The following is a 17,467-nucleotide window of genomic DNA, read 5'->3' on the forward strand; positions in this document are numbered from 1 at the left end:
AGGCATATTCACTTATGCCGCTATCCCTTTGACGGGAATACCTTTCAGATTCAGTTTGTGGAATCCATACACATCAGGAGCAGAAAGAAACGTATAATCTCTGGTATCTTTCCAGATATCAGGGATCGCTTTCCGCATGATATTTGCTGCTGCGTGACAATCCGCATTTAAGATCATTCCGTTAGAGCAACGGTATAAACCACGTTTGATCCTCTTTCCAGAAAACGAAGCATCCTTATCATCGACACCATAGGTTGGGATCCTGTCATTTGCGATCAGATCCGCTTTGGAAGTATAACTTTCTTCCTGCTCTATGATTCTGATACCGGCATTCAGAGCTTTATATGTGATCATTGTCCGCAGGAGAGTGATCGGCATGGAGACAAAATTCTGGTTGTTGATCTTATTCATATTGGATCTCTGCTTCCAGAGCAGATTCACACCAAGGATCAGTGTTCCACACTGGTGTTCCATACAGAAGTCAATGATACTACGACTGATCTTGTGGCACTGATCTTTCACAAAATTGGCATAATGGAAAGAAAGGTCTCTTAACCGCTTGGAAACAGCGTGTTTCTTTTCATGACCTTTTGTGATGATGGAGACATACTTTGCTCTCTGTTTATGGAACCATTGGATCTTGGATAAGACAGCTCCGCCTTTGTATATTGCGGATGAGTAATCATCACATACGATCGCTGCGAAATTATCTGTTCCAAGATCAATGGCACATACATGAGATCCGGAAGGATCAAATGCAACATCTGGTTCTTCCAGTGTCAGACAGAGTAAAAAACGACCATAATACGGTTTGATCTTGACTTCTTTTAATACAGGATCCGAAGAAAGATTTGAAAAGTACAAGCGTTGCTTTTGCAAAGGCAGTTTTAAGGACATCCCGATATCGTCCCGATACAAGACAGCATCCTGGTTTGTGATGATCACAGTCGTCAGGTCACTTTTCTTATAGCGAGGCATCTTAGGCTTACCCAGATACTTTTCTGGATGCTTTTTATATTCTCTTAAAGAAGCAAGCCAGTTTTTGAAATCTGTGACTGACTGTTTGACCATCTGCTGTGCTGTCTGTCTTGGAAGTCCGGAAAAGAAATCTGCATTCTCTGTGACACGCATCATCTTTTCAAGCTGTGTATAAGAGATCACTCTGCGGACGTGCATGTTTGGATAAGATCGTTGTAATAACGCAACTTCTTGAAAGACTTCGACTTCGTTCTCTGTCCGATGTTCTTTGTCATAACCGGTAAAGATATTCCGCACACGAAAAAGAGCTGCATTGTACAACAGCTTGGACTTTCTGCACAGATCGTCAAAATATGGATATAACAGATCATCCGAAGAAATGATTCTTTGTGTCACACGGTATGCCATATGGTTGTCTCCTTTCTGATATGTTGAAAATATCGTACTTTTATAGTATAATTATACCAAACATATGTTTAGATGTAAAGGAGATACATCATGCGAAAGAAAGATAATACAGATTATTATATAAACCGGCATAGTTGCTTTTTATTGCAATACCATATCGTGTTTGTTACAAAATACAGACATCCCGTCTTAACAGGCAAAGTAAAAGATGTTGTTTATGAACGTATCCACTATGTAGCAGATCAAAGAGGGTTTCACATCCTAGAGATCAATGGCGAATCGGATCATGTCCATATCCTGATGGAAGCTGATACAACAACTTCACCGGCGGAACTTGCAAATGTTTTAAAAACACAAACAGCACGAAAAGCACGAAAGTTGTATGGCGAAACCATTTTAAAAAAATATTACTGGAAACCTTATTTTTGGTCGGATAGTTATTTTATTTCATCTGTTAGTGAAAACAGTCTGCACACAATAAAACAGTATATTCAGAATCAGAGGAAACGATAATGTGTCCGTCAGGACGCATTCACCCACGCCCATATTAAAATATGGACGTGGTACTCTGCTTAGATTTTATAGAACAAAAAAGCAGCTTTTCATACACTTTCGCATACAAAAAGCTGTTTTGTCATTCTTAATTAATCTTCAATCTTTTCTTCTAATTTCAGATTGATTCTTCCCATCTTGTCGATCTCTAATACTTTGACAGCTACTTTGTCTCCGATATTCACGACATCTTCTACTTTCTCAACTCTTTCATTAGAAAGTTTTGAAATGTGGATCATTCCGTCTTTGTTTGGAGAAAGCTGTACAAATGCACCGAAGTTCATGATCCTTACAACTTCACCTTCGTAAATATCTCCAACATTCAATGGTTCTACGATGGATTTGATGATGCTGATCGCTTTATCGATCATTGCCTGATCTTCGCTTAAGATATCAATACGTCCACTTTCGTCAATATCGATCTTAACACCTGTTTCATCAATGATTCCATTGATCGTTTTACCCTGTTTACCGATAACTTCTGAAATCTTCTCAGGATCGATCGTATACTGAGAGATCTTTGGAGCAAATTCTCCGACGTGGTCTCTTGCAGCTGGGATCACTGGATTCATAACATCATGAAGGATATGTGTTCTTGCTTCTTTTGTTCTTGCAATCGCTTCTCGGATGATCTGTTCTGTCAATCCATGAATCTTGATATCCATCTGGATCGCTGTGATACCTTTGTCTGTACCTGCTACTTTAAAGTCCATATCTCCAAAGAAGTCTTCTAGTCCCTGAATATCTGTTAAGATGATGTAATCGTCATCTCCTTCTCCTGTTACAAGTCCAACAGAGATACCTGCAACTGGAGCTTTCACTGGAACACCTGCTGCCATTAATGACAGAGATGAAGCACAGATACTTCCCTGAGATGTAGATCCATTAGATTCCATGATCTCTGATACTGTACGGATCGCATATGGGAATTCTTCTTCACTTGGTAATACTGGAACTAACGCACGCTCTGCTAATGCACCATGTCCGATCTCACGACGTCCTGGTCCTCTGCTTGGTCTTGTTTCTCCTACAGAGTAAGAAGGGAAGTTATAGTGATGCATATAACGTTTTGTTGTTTCTGTTACATCGATTCCATCAAGACGCTGTGCTTCAGATAATGATCCAAGTGTTGTCACTGTCATAACCTGAGTCTGTCCTCTCTGGAATAATGCAGATCCGTGAACTCTTGGCAGGCAGTCAACTTCTGCGTGAAGTGGACGGATCTGTTTGATATCACGACCATCTGGACGTTTGTGATCTTTTAAGATCATCTTACGGACAGTCTTCTTCTGGAATGCATAAACAGCTTCACCGATCTGTGCTAACCATTCTTCATTCTCAGCATATCTTTCTTCTAATTTTTCTTCGATCGCACGGATATTTGCTTCTCTTGTCTGTTTGTCATCTGTAAATACAGCTTCTTCCATTGCTTCTGGAGTAATGAAAGCTACCATATCATCATACATCTCTGGATCTACGATATGATGCTCGTAGTCATGTTTTTCTTTTCCACATTCAGCTACAATTGTATCAATAAATTTGATGATCTCCTGATTCACTTCGTGAGCTTTGAAGATTGCTTCTAACATCACATCTTCTGGTACTTCATTCGCACCAGCTTCGATCATGATAACTTTTTCTCTTGTAGATGCAACAGTTAATGCAAGATCAGAAACTTCTTTCTGTGCAGAAGTTGGGTTGATCACGAATTCTCCATCGATCAGTCCTACCATTGTAGATGCTGTAGGCCCGTCAAATGGGATATCTGAAATTGCTGTTGCGATTGCAGAACCAAGCATTGCTGTAAGTTCTGGGCTGCAATCTGGATCTACAGACATAACTAAGTTGTTTAATGCAACGTCATTTCTGTAGTCTTTTGGAAACAGTGGTCTCATTGGGCGATCAATCACACGGTCTGTAAGAATTGCATTCTCAGAAGGTTTTCCTTCTCTCTTTAAATATCCACCTGGGATCTTACCTACTGCATATAATTTCTCTTCATATTCTACACTTAATGGGAAGAAATCAATTCCATCTCTTGGCTTTTCAGATGCTGTTGCTGTAGATAATACAACAGTATCACCGTAGTGCATAAATGCTGCACCGTTTGCCTGTGCTGCAACACGTCCAACTTCTACCATCAGTGTACGTCCTGCAAGTTCCATACTAAACTGTTTTGTCATAGTTCGTCTCCTTTATATTTTTTGTCTTAAGGCGCCGAAACAACTGAAAAACCGACTACTTGTCTTCCTTCATGTTGTAATAAGCTTTTCAGCAGTCTCGGAAAACGCCTCAGTAACTTAGTTAGTATAGCATGGTTTGTTTAAAAAAACCAGATGATTTTTATTTTATTGGCGATTTCATCGAAATTTCCTATGCAATAAAAAACTGCCGCATGACATTCCATGCGGCAGTTTCAATATCTTCATTGATAAGATTATTTTCTTAATCCTAATTTTTCGATTAATGAACGATATCTTTCAACATCTTTGCTCTTTAAGTAAGCTAATAAGTTACGTCTCTTACCAACCATCTTAAGAAGTCCTCTTCTTGAATGATGATCTTTTGGATGCTGATTGAAGTGATCCTGAAGTTCGTTGATTCTAGCTGTTAAGATTGCTACCTGAACCTCTGGTGAACCTGTATCTTTTGCGTCTTTACCGTATTTAGCTACGATTTCTGCTTTCTTTTCTGATGAAATCATTGTGTTTTCCTCCTTAAAATTCTTATATCGCCTGATACCAGGAAAGGGTTGGAGTGCCCAAATCTGAGTATCGGTTTCACTAACTTTTATAGAATATCATAGGTTTCTATGATTTGTAAAGAACTTTTTTATTTTTCTTTCTTTTTTCCTAATTGATGGTTTTTCTTTGCTGCTGCAGTCACAGCTTCGATCACTGCACTTCTCATTCCTTTTTTCTCAAGAACGTTAACCGCTTCGATTGTTGTTCCTGCTGGAGAACATACAGCATCTTTTAATTCTCCTGGATGCTGTCCTGTCTCAAGAACCATCTTTGCACTTCCTAGCAATGTCTGTGCAGCGAATGTATATGCCTGCTTTCTTGGCAGTCCCTGTGCAACTGCTGCATCCGCCATTGCCTCAATAAACATATAAACATAAGCTGGACCACTTCCACTGACTCCAACAACGGCATCCATTAGATTCTCTGTGATCTTTTCCGCTTTTCCAAAACTTTCAAAAATCTTATGTACCAGGTCAAACTCTTCTTCCGTTACATATTCATTACAGCATAGTCCTGACATTCCTTCTCCTACCAGAGCTGGCGTATTTGGCATCACACGTACGATCTTAACTTCTTTTCCAAATTGACGCTCTGCTGCTTCCATAGAAACACCTGCTGCAATCGTTACAATGATCTGTTCTGAGCTTACTTCATCTCTGATCTCTTTGATCACAGCTGGGTATACCTGTGGCTTTACAGATAACACCAAAATATCTGATTGTTTTGCCACTTCTTTGTTGTCTGTTGTTGTAATGATTCCAAATTCATCTTTTAGTTTCGCTGTTTTTTCTTCTCGTGGATTGGATACGATCAATTCCTGTGGACTTACGACTTTCTGTGTCAAAATTCCAGTGATCATTGCTTGTGCCATATTTCCACATCCGATAAATCCAAGTTTCATTCCGTTTTTCCTCCTATGATTGTTCTAATTATCCAGCTTGTTCAGTAATTTTTCAAAATACTCTGGCAAAGGCACTTCAAACTCCATATATTCTCCAGTTCTTGGATGTACGAATCCAAGGACCTTCGCATGAAGGCACTGCCCTTCCAGTGTATACTTTGACTTCTTTGGTCCATAGACATCATCTCCTAGCAATGGATGCTTGATCGATGCCATATGCACACGGATCTGATGGGTCCTTCCTGTCTCTAATTGACATTCGATATAAGTAAAACCTTTCTTTAGACGTTTTAATACCTTATAATGCGTCACTGCATGTTTTCCATCCATGACGATTCCCATCTTCTTGCGGTCTTTTAAGCTTCTTCCGATCGGTGCATTGACTGTTCCTTCTTCTTCCTTGATATTTCCATAAACGATCGCATGATATTTTCTTGTGATCGAATGATCATACAACTGCTTGGCAATACTTTGGTGTGCCATATCGTTCTTACAGACGATCAGGATCCCTGTTGTGTCTTTATCAATACGATGCACGATTCCAGGCCTTAACACTCCGTTAATTCCTGACAGATCATCCTTACAATGTGCCATCAATCCATTGACCAACGTACCACTGTAATGTCCTGCTGCCGGATGCACTACCATGCCTTTGGGCTTATTGATCAAAATAACATCCTGATCTTCATAGACAATATCAAGATTCATCTCCTCTGGCAAAATCTCAAGTTCTGTCGGTTCTGGAACCTGTAAGGTGATCACATCTCCTTCTTTACATTTTTTATTGCCTTTGGAAGTCTTGCCATTTAATGCTGCACGTTCTTCCTTACACAATTTATTGATATAACTTCTCGTAAGATCGCTGCACTGCTCCGAAAGCACCACATCCAGACGCTTGCCTGCCATTTCACTTGTCACTTTAATTTCTATTGTCTCGTCCATGTTTTCCTTTCCTATTAAGAAAATCAAGATCTTCTTCCTTATAGAAAAATAAGATCAAGATCAAAAGTAATATCATTGTTACGGTCACATAAATATCTGCAACATTAAAGACTGGAAAATCAATCCATTTAAAATAAAAGAAATCAACCACATATCCCCTGAATACTCTGTCAATCAGATTTCCAAACGCTCCTGCCATGATCAATGCATAACTGATACGAAGTGGTATATATTTCTTCGTCTGTGGTATTCTCCGATAGATCCATGTTAAGATCACTGCAGCAGCTACTGTGATCAATACAAAGAAAATCTGATGATCCTGAAGGATTCCAAAAGCCGCCCCTCGATTCTCCAGATAAGAAAGTTCAAATACATTGGGGATCACAGCGATCCCTTCTGTACCTCGAAGTGCAGATAATGCCCAGACTTTACTTAACTGATCGATCAAGATCAGCCCTATGATATATATATAAATACGAATCTGTTTCTTCATGTCTCGTCCTTAAAAACTTATCCCTGTAATACTTGTTTCATTTCATCATCCGTCACGCTCATATCAATATATGCATCTCCGACAGATCTTAACAATACAAACTTGATCTTATCTCCGACCATCTTCTTATCGGATTTGGTTGTTTTTACAATATCATCCGCTGAAAGTTCACTGATATCTCCATTCATATCAAATGCTTCAAAAACACCTTTGATATCATCAACTTCTTCTTTACTGATATTCCCTTTTATACAAGAAATCTCTGCTGCCAGACAGCACCCAGCTGCCACACACTCTCCATGAAGCCATGTAAAATCCTTTAATTTCTCGATCGCATGCCCTAAAGTATGTCCAAAGTTTAATAGCGCTCTCTCACCCTTTTCCTTTGGATCACGTTCTACCACACCACCTTTGATCAGACAGCTTTGATAGATCATTTCTTTCACTGCTTCATGCTCTCTTGCCTTGATCGCATCTATATTTTCTTTGATCCATTCATAATAATCGGCATCTTTGATCAATCCGTGTTTGATCACTTCTCCCATTCCAGAGAAATATTCTCTCTCTGGCAGCGATTTTAAGGTTGTTGTATTGATGTATACAAGCTTTGGCTGATGGAAAGCCCCAACCATGTTCTTATACTGTAAGAAATCAACACCAGTCTTTCCACCGATACTGCTGTCAACCTGAGATAGAAGTGTTGTTGGAACCTGTACAAAATCAATGCCTCGAAGATATGTTGCAGCAGCATATCCTGTCATATCCCCGACAACTCCTCCACCTAGAGCGATCAACAGATCCTGTCGGTCAAAATGATTGATGATCAGTTCTTCATATAATGCTTCGATTGTCTTTAACTGCTTATGTTTTTCCCCGGCTTCAAAACTGAATGTAATCGTTTTGGAAGCCTTGGATGAGATCAGTTCACAAACTTCTTTTAAATAGATTGGTGCAACATTGCTTTCTGTCACAATGCAGACTTTTTTCTTCTCAATTTCAAGGAATTCCATCTGGTCCAGGAGGTCTGCAAAGGAATCTCTTAATACGATATCATATGCTTTCTTTCCTTCATTGCAGATTTCAATCTTATTGTTCATTTCCAAATTGTTTTTGCTGTTCATCTTCTTCATCTCCATCTGTCTGCTCACATCCTGCAATTTCGAATTCCATCTCATAAACGGGATTATCTAAAATATCCATCTGCCCATTGATAAACTGCTTCATTCTGGCTTTGTAGCTCTGATAATCACTTTCCAGTTTACGGATTAGCTTCTGATAATTCTCAATCGTCTTTTCATGCTGTTCTTTCTCTTCTTTAAAGTCTTCTTTCGCACTTGTTAAGATCTTCTCTGCCTGATCCTCTGCCTCTGATACCAACTGTTTTGCATTACGGGATGCTTCTGCTTCTAATGCCTGTGCTTTATTGTTTGCATTCTCAATTGTCTCTTTGGATGTCTCTTCCGCAAGAACCAATGCTCTCTTTAAGGATTCTTCGATCGTGCGGTAATGGCTTAAGTTCTCTGTCAATGCAGATACTTTCTCTCGCAGTTCGTTGTTTTCTTTATAGACTTTCTCATAGTCTTTCGCTAATTCTTCTAAGAATTCATCAACTTCGACTGCTTTATATCCAAAGCCTCTTTTTAGTTCTTTTCCTAATACTTCAACTGGTGTAATCATATATCCTCCTATTGAAAGATCGCCAACGTAATAAACTGACGGCCTTTTTTTGATGTTTTTCCTAAATCTTCCACCAGAAACTTCCCATATCCGCGCACGGATATGATATCGCCCTGTTTGATCTTTTGTCCACCTGATAAACACATCTTTCCATTATGAAATACTTTCTGGCTCTTTAGCAGCTTCTCACTGATATTCCTGGATAAAGAAAAAGCCTGTGAAACCAGAACATCCAGCCTCATGGACGCAACAAATCCTTCTTTTTTCTTGTATTTTTGGACATATCCGGTCTCTTCCCATGAAACTTCTTCCACAAAAACTCGTGTATGTCTTACCTGATCAAGCTGTTCTTTGATCACACCTATGATATGTTCCATACAGAAAATATAGGCATATCTCCCATCGATCAGGATATCACCGATCAAATGTCTCTCGATCCCAAGGTTCATCAATGCTCCAAGATAATCTCTGTGGCTTAATTCTTCTGCGAATTTATCAAAAACAGGTGAGATCCTGGCACAAACCACTGGAACCTCACCCTGATAACCAAATAATTCTTCTGAGCCAAACATCACCACTGCCCTTGTAAAATACTTATGCCCTCCAACAAGTATTGGATGTGCATAAGCAAGTTCTTGCTTCATATCCTGATAGATACTCTGTTCATATTCATTCAGAAAGTGTGTATATGTATAGATATTCTGATTATATGCTTTCTCACATAATTCCATCAGACGTTTCTTTAATAACTCTTCTTCCTTCATGACCTTTTATTTTAACTGTGGTGAGATCGTATTCTCATTCATGATCTCGCTTTTTAAATCTCCACTGACTTCAATACTGTCTGGTGCTGCAATAAAAATATTGTTTGATACTGCCTGTAAGGATCCATTGATCGCATAAGTTGCTCCGCCCACAAAATCAATACTTCTCTGTGCAACTGTAAGTTCCACACCTTCCAGATTGATCACAACTGTTCTTCCTTCTTTTAAAAGATCAGCTGCCGTCTGTGCTTCTGCAAAATCCTGTGGCTTTATTACATAAACTTCCACGCCTCTTCCATTCATAGATACGACCTTGCTTCCTGTACTTGTAAATCTTCGTTTCTTTGCTTCTCTGCTTGCTGTAATTGTATTATCAAACGGCTGACTTATCTTGCTGTTACTGCTTTCTTCTTCTACTTCAGGCTCTTTCTTCTTAAAGAAGGAGAAAGTACTTCTTGGTTCTTCCTCTTCTTCCTCATCGTCTTCGTACTCTTCATATTCTTCATCGTACTCTTCATCGTCTGATAGTTTCATAAAGTTCAGCAGTTTGTCAACTGTACCTTTCATAGATCTTCCTCCACTAAATATTATAGTTTCTCTCTCCAAAGATTGCCGTTCCAACTCTTACCATTGTCGCACCTTCTTCTACTGCGATCTCATAATCATTGGTCATTCCCATGGAAAGTATACTCATATCTACATTATCGAAGTTTTTGTTGTTGATGTCAACAGATAATTGCTTCATCGCACGGAAATACTTACGATTGTCTTCTGGATCGTCAACAAATGGTGCAATCTGCATTAACCCTTTGATCTTTACATGTTCTAAGGCAGAAATCTCTTTCACCACATCAAAAACATCTTCTGGATTCAATCCAAATTTGGTATCTTCGTGTGCAAAATTCACCTGGATCAGAATTGGAACTTCTTTGACATCATGCTTTGCAGCTTCTTTGTCGATCGCCTGTGCAAGTTTTATGGAATCTACAGAATGGATCAATGCTACTTTATCCACGATATATTTAATTTTATTGGTCTGAAGATGTCCGATCAGATGCCATCTTACCGGCCAACTGATATTTGCATACTTATCTCTGATCTCCTGTACCTTATTCTCTCCAAAATCAAGTACTTTTTCTTTTCTTAATTCTTCTACCATTTCTAATGGTTTGGTCTTGCTGACTGCGATCACTGTCACTTCTCGTGGATCACGTCCTACACGTTTACAAGCTTCTTCTACATGTTTCTTTACTTCATTATAGCGTTCGATCAACATATCCAATTCCTTCTTTCTGTAATTCTTATAAATTTATATGCCTTAATATATGATCTGGTTTTCCTTGATCGTTGTTCCATCAAGAACAATGAAATCATACCGACTAACTCCCTGATTGGTATCATTTGCAATGATCGAATAATCATCTTTCTCGATCAGAATATCGATTGGACGGAAATCCGCATATCCCTGATTTGTACAATAAACTCCTTTTAATGTCTTCATTTTCTCAATCAAAAATGTATCTTTGGAATCCATTGCCTGAAGCACTACGTTCTCTCCAACTTCTTCTGGATCAAGATAACAGTAATCCTTCGTTCTTCCATAGATCGTAAAGCTCTTTTGTTCCACCGTCACATCGCCTTTGTTGCTTGTATCACGTACGGTAAACTGTTCTTTCGCACTGTTATCTCCTTTTGTAAGGTATTTTACTGGAACCTGGTAGAATTTCTTCTTTACAATGGATGTGTTTGGAATCTTTAATCCCTTGTAGGAATCAAGCGTCACATCGATTTCTAAGTAGCGCTCATTGATATAACGTACCGCGTAATCATTAAACTTAAGATATCCAAAATACGAACTTCCCTTTTTGGCGACTTCCACCGTTGCTGTGGCTGTTGTCTGATCTTGCAGGAAACGAACCGACACTTCACTTTTATCCTTCAACATCCGATACTGATCTGCTTCTAGTGGAATTACGATCTGCCATTTTTCGCTTTTGTTGATCCTAGCTACAACTTTGCCTTTCTTTACTTTATCGGACGTATTATACCTCTGAACACGATACTGACTTTGGTCAAAATCCTTGCTTGTGATATCTTTTGCGCTCTTACCGTCAAAGTCATCAGAATAAAATTGTGTTACCCCACTGCTTGTACTTTTCTGTGTCTCAAAACTTGTATCCCCAAGCTTTTGTTTGACTGCTTCTATAACTGTTTTCATAGAATCTTCACTTAAGTTGAGGATTGCATTCTTGAGATCATATTTCAGATCATAAACCGTGCTGAACTTATTATCACTATATACAGACTGATAATCTGTGATCTTATGCTGAATCTCTTCATCATCGATCACTTTTTTATTTTTCTCAAGCTGCTGCACCTGACTTACAAATGCATCCTGAACCTTCTGATCTTTGTCAACCGTAAAGACCGTTCCTGATTTCTTGATCCGTTTTCCTTCTTCTACATAATAGGTAATATAACCGCTTTGTGAAGCCTTTAGAAGTTCTTCATCACGGATCGCAATTCCTGTAAACGATAAGGTATTGGTGATCTTATCTTCCGTCACCTTGTAGACAGTCAGCTTTTTCTTGCCTAGAAACAGGATGACATTAATCAGGATGTAGACCAATATGACTACAAAAATGATCATTCCAATATTCCAATGTATTTTTGTTGTTCGTCTTCGTTTTGCTGCCATCTCTTAAATCTCCCATCGCCTGAGCGCTGCTCCATTTAAATAGTCAAATTTACATCCTTGCATATAGTCATTTGTTTCCATGATCTCGTCAAATCGATCTTTTAATTTCCACCAACTGATGCCCCAGTTAGAAAATGATGCATCTTCCTTGGGCACTCTGCTGAATAGACGCTCGATCACCATATCTTTTCGTACATAACAGATAAAGTTTACCAGTCTGTCCAGATATTCTTCTGGATCACAAAGAGTTATTTTTCCTTCTTTATACTCCTCATACATTTTTGATCCTTTAGGAATATAAAGAGAATGTAATTTTACGATCTGCACTGGAAGTGCAGAAAGAATCTTTGCTGTCTCGATCACATCCGTCATGTCATCTCCTGGCAGATTCAAAATAATATGAGTGCAGATTTCAAATCCATATGGTGCTGTCATTAACACAGCATCTAGATATTCTGCTAGTGTATGTCCTCGATCGATCTTGTTTAAAGTCTTATAATTGACTGTCTGAAGTCCATATTCCATAGAGATCTTCACCTGATATTCTTCAGAAATCTTCTTTAAACAGTCTAAATATTCCTTCGTAATACAGTCAGGTCTTGTGGATACCGAAATTCCTACAATATCTTCCGTCTGTGCTGCTTCTACCAGATACTTTTCAAACTTGTCAACCGGCAGGAATGTGTTCGTATAATTCTGAAAATATGCGATAAATTTCTTTGCTTTATAGCGTTTTGTGATCTTTCCTTTTGTCGCATTCAGCTGTTCACTTACAGATACCTCACTGTTCATAGCTTCAAAGCCGGTTCCCACACCTCCACAGAAAGTGCACCCATCTCCATCCATACGGTTTGGACAAGTCACCGGAAGATTAACTGGTAATTTATATACTTTTTCTCCATATAATTCCTTTAAATGTGTGCTGTAAGCTTTGTATCGTTCCATCTTAGTTTTCCTTTGATAATATATCTGTCATTGTATGGTAAAGAGCTGATTTTGTAACGCCTTTTAACACCACGGAAATGAATTCCTCACCGTCTTTATTCTTTGTAAGAAGAATCAGACAAGAACCCGCCTGTGTTGTTGTACCAGTCTTGCCTCCAATCATATATACCTGGCTTGGAAGTGTGTATGTTCCGGCAATATACTGGTTTGTGGAAGCCATATCATAAATCTTTTGTTCTCCCTTGGAACCAAGATATTCAATCCTACTGCTTGATCTTCCTGCAATATTAAAGAATTCATTATGTTTAGCTACTTCTTTAAAGATCAGATAAAGATCATACGCTGTAGAATAATGATCACTTAAATGAAGTCCATTCGGATTTGCAAAATGTGTATTGGTTGCTCCAAGTTCTTTGGCTCTCTTATTCATCATTTTTACAAAATTTGCTTCACTTCCAGCCACTGCCTCTCCAAGTGCAACGGCTGCATCATTGGCTGACATAATGATCAATGCATTTAACAATGCTTCCACTGTGATCTTATCCCCTTTCTTTAGGTGGATTGCCACAGCTGCTCCATCAGGGAATGTAATGTCATGTTTGATCGTTACAACCTGACTTAAATTTAAATTCTCCAAAGTCAGCAATGCTGTCATAATCTTTGTTGTACTTGCCGGGTAAGCCTGGTCAAAAACCTTCTGACTAACGATCACTTTATTCTTTGTATTATTAACCAACAGAACTTCCTTGGCTTCTGGATAGTCGTTATTATCCGCCTTTTCTTTGGATACAACCGCTACCTTAGAACCTCTGGATTCCCAACGGTCACTCAATGCATCTTCTTTTAATGCCGTTTCATTCTTCTGATAATGTTCATCATATGATATAAATCCACCTGTCTTCGCCGATGTCTGGCAGCCAGATAATGTGATCATCATGACGGACATACAAATACAAATTAATTTTTTCATTTTATGCTTTCTGTAAAAAAAGACCGTCGTGTGACAGTCTATTTATACATATTCCTCCAATCTAAATCTCCTCGGTCCAGTGCCAGGATCAATACTTCTGCCGTTGGCAGATTCGTAGCACACGGAATATTATACTGATCACAGAGATTTAAAACATTATAAAAATCTGGTGTTCTCTTCTTATTTGCCGGGTCCTGTAAAAAGATCAAGAGGTCTATTTCATTATTGGAGATCTTAGATCCCATTTGCTGCATACCGCCAAAATGGCCGGCAAGAAGTTTGTGGATCTTTAAGTTTGCAACATCTTCAATCATCTGTCCAGTCGTACTTGTAGCATATAATTTATGTTTTTTTAAAATATCCTGATACGCGATACATAAATTCTGCATCAGGTTCTTTTTGCCATCATGGGCAACTAATCCTACATTCATAGATAGAACCTCCTAGTGTCTTTTTCTTTGTAAATATATATTAAGTACCATTCCTATCGCGATTGACGCCGACATTAAGGAACTTAATCCATAACTGATAAATGGCAGGGGCTGTCCGGTGTTCGGCATGGTTCCTGTAGCAACTGCAATGTTGATAAAAGACTGAAATCCCATATAACACGCAACTCCTACAGCCACATAAGTTCCGATCAGATTCCCTGATTTCTTCGCCACATTCATGCACTGATATACAAGGCATGCAAAAACAATGATCAATACCACACATCCAACAAACCCAAATTCTTCTCCGATCACAGAGAAAATAAAGTCTGTCTGATTTTCTGATACCAAATTTACATCACTTGCAGATACATTTGAGATCGTATTACTTCCAAATCCCTTGCCAAATAATCCGCCAGAACCGATCGCCATGATCGAATTGCTTGTCTGTAAAGCAGTGGAATCTGCGTAATTCTCTGGATGTAAAAAGGACATGATCCTTGCTACCTGATGTGGCTCTAACAACACCTGTCCTGGTGTCTGGACATACCACAAAAAGATTGCTAAAAGTGGTACGCCTACAATCAATACCTGAACGATCAATCTGGAGGATAATCCTGCCATAAAGATCATTCCAAGAATAATAAAACAAATATCGAGTGTAGAAGAAAGACTTGGCTGTTTCAAGATCAAAAGCAGCGGAATCCCACAGATTACAGCAAGTTTTCCTAATACCTTCGGTTCATTCAGATCATCCTGATGCTTCGCAAGAAATGCTGCAACAACAATGATCATGATCACTTTACTAAGTTCTGATGGCTGGAAAGTTCCCAATGGACCTAATGAAAACCATCGTTTGGCACCATTGACATCTTTTCCAAATAATTTAACGCCGATCAACATGATCACATTCAAAATATACAATATTTCTGCATTTCTTGTAAAGACCTGATAATCGATCAGTGATACGACCACAATGATTCCAAGTCCCATAATGATCCCCAATGCCTGCTTTGGCACATAGGATGCTTTGGCACTGTGAATAAACAAAAGGCTCATCGCCATCAGTACAAGTACGTTAAAAACAAGTTTGAAATTGTAATTCTGCAGTCGATAATTTCGCAACATAGTATCTCTCCAATGTTATTTTCTAAGCTCACGGATCGGAATATTTGCATATAATGCAGGTCCTTCGGATTCTTCGCTACTTTGTGTGATCTGAATATCAAGTCCCTCTGGATCGATCTCCATATATTTGGAGATTACTTGAATGATGTCGTTTTTGATCAGTTCCATTGTCTCAGGAGAACAATTTGAGCGGTCAGATACCAATAATAGTTTTAATCGGTCTTTTGCCACTTCTCCTGAACTTTTTTTCTTAAAAAAATTATCAAAAAAACCCATCGTTTCTCTCCCCTCTACTTCTTAAATACGTTTGCAAGTCTCTGGAAGAAAGTTGGTCCTGTGATTTCCATGAATGGAACGTCTTTGCCCATCACACGATTACAGATATTCTGGTATGCTTTTCCTGCTGGTGTATTGCTTCCAACCAATGGTTCTCCCTGGTTTGTGGAAATGACAATATTCTCATCATCTGGTACGATTCCGATCAGGTCAACCGCAAGAATATCAAGAACATCATCTTTGGATAACATATCTCCACGTTCTACCATATCCATACGTATCCTGTTGATCACCAGATCGATCTTATGTATATCATTTGCCTCTAATAGTCCAATGATACGGTCTGCATCACGGATTGCTGATACCTCTGGTGTTGTAACGATCAGTGCACGGTCTGCTGCTGCAATCGCATTCTTAAATCCTTGTTCGATTCCTGCTGGGCAGTCAAGAATGATATAGTCAAATTCACTTTTTAGTTCTTCTACCAGTTTTGACATCTGTTCTGGTGTTACGGATGTCTTATCTCTTGTCTGTGCAGATGGCAGTAAAAAAAGATTTGGATATTTCTTGTCTTTGATCATTGCCTGTTTGATTCTGCAGTTTCCTTCCACAACGTCAACCAGATTATAAACGATTCTATTCTCAAGCCCCATGACAACGTCCAGATTACGAAGTCCGATATCCGTATCGATCAATACGACTTTCTTTCCTTCCTTCGCTAATCCTGTTCCCACATTGGCAGTGGTTGTTGTCTTTCCAACGCCACCCTTTCCAGATGTGATTACGATAACTTCACTCATTTTTGTTTCCTCCATTCACTATACTATGATTTCATTTAAGAGCGCTTTAGATATGGGCTCGATATAAATATTTTCATCTTCTACAAATGCAATCTGTGCTTCCATCGGCTGATTGTCATTATTCTTTGATCTTCCGAAAAGCTTTTTCTTCTTCTCTGGTTCTCCATCGGCACTTCTTGCGATGTGTTTTCCGATACGGATCTGCATCGGCTGCATATCAAGTGCTGCGACAAAAGCATGATCATCTCCATCACATCCTGCACTCAAATATCCTTTGGCACATCCAAGAACAACTACATTACCTTTGGCACATACGGAAGCTCCAGGATTCACATCCCCGACCACTACAACACTTGCATCAGATTCCAGACTCTGTCCGGAGCGAAGTGTTCCACGGTAGAACTGTCCATCTCCCTTTCTTCTCTCATCAACCATGGACTGATTTCTTTTTTGTTCTCTTTCCTGAATCTTTTTCAATACATCCTTAAAAGAAGTTTCCATGATCTTATCATCTTCTATCACATATGCGATCGTCAAAGTTGTTTTTTCTGCAATGATCTGCAATACATTCTGAAGTTCTTTGGCATCTAGTTTTCTGCCTTCGATCTTTAGTGCGATCTGTGTCTGTCCATTAAAGAAATCTTTTGCCTGCACAAATTTATCTTCGATCGCTTTGATCAGTTGATCAAACTTCATTCCTGGATCTAACACCATGGTAAGTCCCAGACTGTTTCCCTTGAGCAATACCGGCTGATTCATA

The 17,467-nt window shown here is 39.0% G+C and carries 20 protein-coding genes; 1 reads left to right on the top strand and 19 read right to left on the bottom strand.

Annotated features, from left to right (window positions below; translation table 11 throughout):
- Positions 1 to 12: 12 nt before the first annotated feature.
- A complete protein-coding gene (locus QUE18_RS09670) occupies positions 13 to 1,386 on the bottom strand; it encodes an RNA-guided endonuclease InsQ/TnpB family protein (RefSeq protein ID WP_286257190.1) in 1,374 nt (457 codons plus the stop codon).
- 90 nt (positions 1,387 to 1,476) lie between these two features.
- Between QUE18_RS09670 and tnpA the strand changes: the two genes are divergently transcribed.
- On the top strand, positions 1,477 to 1,899 hold the full coding sequence (gene tnpA / locus QUE18_RS09675) for an IS200/IS605 family transposase (protein ID WP_009203101.1): 423 nt from the start codon (positions 1,477 to 1,479) through the stop codon (positions 1,897 to 1,899).
- A gap of 131 nt (positions 1,900 to 2,030) precedes the next feature.
- Here tnpA and QUE18_RS09680 read toward each other — a convergent pair whose 3' ends face one another.
- The 18 genes from QUE18_RS09680 to minC form a co-directional block, all read right to left on the bottom strand.
- Positions 2,031 to 4,121, bottom strand: coding sequence for a polyribonucleotide nucleotidyltransferase (locus QUE18_RS09680; RefSeq protein ID WP_008392159.1), 2,091 nt, complete (start codon positions 4,119 to 4,121; stop codon positions 2,031 to 2,033).
- A 254-nt stretch (positions 4,122 to 4,375) separates the two neighbouring features.
- A complete protein-coding gene (gene rpsO / locus QUE18_RS09685; RefSeq protein WP_008391536.1) occupies positions 4,376 to 4,642 on the bottom strand; it encodes a 30S ribosomal protein S15 in 267 nt (88 codons plus the stop codon).
- A 128-nt stretch (positions 4,643 to 4,770) separates the two neighbouring features.
- A complete protein-coding gene (proC, locus tag QUE18_RS09690) occupies positions 4,771 to 5,583 on the bottom strand; it encodes a pyrroline-5-carboxylate reductase (RefSeq protein WP_008391538.1) in 813 nt (270 codons plus the stop codon).
- Positions 5,584 to 5,607: 24 nt separating this feature from the next.
- On the bottom strand, positions 5,608 to 6,525 hold the full coding sequence (locus QUE18_RS09695; protein WP_008391540.1) for an RluA family pseudouridine synthase: 918 nt from the start codon (positions 6,523 to 6,525) through the stop codon (positions 5,608 to 5,610).
- Positions 6,503 to 7,018: a signal peptidase II gene (lspA, locus tag QUE18_RS09700; protein ID WP_009202992.1), complete on the bottom strand. Its 516-nt coding sequence runs from the start codon at positions 7,016 to 7,018 to the stop codon at positions 6,503 to 6,505. Before lspA ends, QUE18_RS09695 begins: the two co-directional genes overlap by 23 nt.
- A gap of 17 nt (positions 7,019 to 7,035) precedes the next feature.
- The gene (gene aroB / locus QUE18_RS09705; protein ID WP_172622408.1) at positions 7,036 to 8,115 is read right to left on the bottom strand and encodes a 3-dehydroquinate synthase; all 1,080 of its coding nucleotides are present in this window, start codon (positions 8,113 to 8,115) and stop codon (positions 7,036 to 7,038) included.
- A complete protein-coding gene (locus QUE18_RS09710) occupies positions 8,105 to 8,695 on the bottom strand; it encodes a DivIVA domain-containing protein (protein WP_009202993.1) in 591 nt (196 codons plus the stop codon). The genes aroB and QUE18_RS09710 overlap by 11 nt, the downstream gene beginning before the upstream one ends.
- Before the next feature lie 8 nt (positions 8,696 to 8,703).
- Positions 8,704 to 9,459 (bottom strand): YlmH/Sll1252 family protein, encoded by a 756-nt coding sequence (locus QUE18_RS09715; RefSeq protein ID WP_009202994.1) that lies wholly within the window; start codon positions 9,457 to 9,459, stop codon positions 8,704 to 8,706.
- A gap of 6 nt (positions 9,460 to 9,465) precedes the next feature.
- Positions 9,466 to 10,026: a cell division protein SepF gene (locus QUE18_RS09720; protein ID WP_022091648.1), complete on the bottom strand. Its 561-nt coding sequence runs from the start codon at positions 10,024 to 10,026 to the stop codon at positions 9,466 to 9,468.
- A 13-nt stretch (positions 10,027 to 10,039) separates the two neighbouring features.
- Positions 10,040 to 10,735 carry a YggS family pyridoxal phosphate-dependent enzyme gene (locus tag QUE18_RS09725; RefSeq protein WP_008391546.1) on the bottom strand — a complete coding sequence of 232 codons (696 nt, stop codon included), beginning with the start codon at positions 10,733 to 10,735 and terminating at the stop codon, positions 10,040 to 10,042.
- 42 nt (positions 10,736 to 10,777) lie between these two features.
- A complete protein-coding gene (locus tag QUE18_RS09730; protein WP_009202996.1) occupies positions 10,778 to 12,157 on the bottom strand; it encodes a biotin/lipoyl attachment domain-containing protein in 1,380 nt (459 codons plus the stop codon).
- 3 nt (positions 12,158 to 12,160) lie between these two features.
- Positions 12,161 to 13,102, bottom strand: coding sequence for a tRNA modification radical SAM protein MnmL/YtqA (mnmL, locus tag QUE18_RS09735; protein ID WP_009202997.1), 942 nt, complete (start codon positions 13,100 to 13,102; stop codon positions 12,161 to 12,163).
- Position 13,103: 1 nt separating this feature from the next.
- On the bottom strand, positions 13,104 to 14,072 hold the full coding sequence (locus QUE18_RS09740) for a D-alanyl-D-alanine carboxypeptidase family protein (RefSeq protein WP_227054054.1): 969 nt from the start codon (positions 14,070 to 14,072) through the stop codon (positions 13,104 to 13,106).
- Between the two features lie 38 nt (positions 14,073 to 14,110).
- Complete coding sequence (locus QUE18_RS09745; protein WP_008391552.1) at positions 14,111 to 14,503, bottom strand: methylglyoxal synthase; 393 nt, start codon at positions 14,501 to 14,503, stop codon at positions 14,111 to 14,113.
- Positions 14,504 to 14,515: 12 nt separating this feature from the next.
- On the bottom strand, positions 14,516 to 15,631 hold the full coding sequence (locus QUE18_RS09750) for an FtsW/RodA/SpoVE family cell cycle protein (RefSeq protein ID WP_008391554.1): 1,116 nt from the start codon (positions 15,629 to 15,631) through the stop codon (positions 14,516 to 14,518).
- A 15-nt stretch (positions 15,632 to 15,646) separates the two neighbouring features.
- Positions 15,647 to 15,907: a cell division topological specificity factor MinE gene (gene minE / locus QUE18_RS09755; RefSeq protein WP_008391555.1), complete on the bottom strand. Its 261-nt coding sequence runs from the start codon at positions 15,905 to 15,907 to the stop codon at positions 15,647 to 15,649.
- Between the two features lie 14 nt (positions 15,908 to 15,921).
- The gene (gene minD / locus QUE18_RS09760; protein ID WP_015530321.1) at positions 15,922 to 16,707 is read right to left on the bottom strand and encodes a septum site-determining protein MinD; all 786 of its coding nucleotides are present in this window, start codon (positions 16,705 to 16,707) and stop codon (positions 15,922 to 15,924) included.
- 18 nt (positions 16,708 to 16,725) lie between these two features.
- Positions 16,726 to 17,466 carry a septum site-determining protein MinC gene (gene minC, locus QUE18_RS09765; RefSeq protein WP_009202999.1) on the bottom strand — a complete coding sequence of 247 codons (741 nt, stop codon included), beginning with the start codon at positions 17,464 to 17,466 and terminating at the stop codon, positions 16,726 to 16,728.
- Position 17,467 lies beyond the last annotated feature (1 nt).

It is taken from the genome of Anaerostipes hadrus ATCC 29173 = JCM 17467 (assembly GCF_030296915.1).
Taxonomy (GTDB): Bacteria; Bacillota; Clostridia; order Lachnospirales; family Lachnospiraceae; genus Anaerostipes; species Anaerostipes hadrus.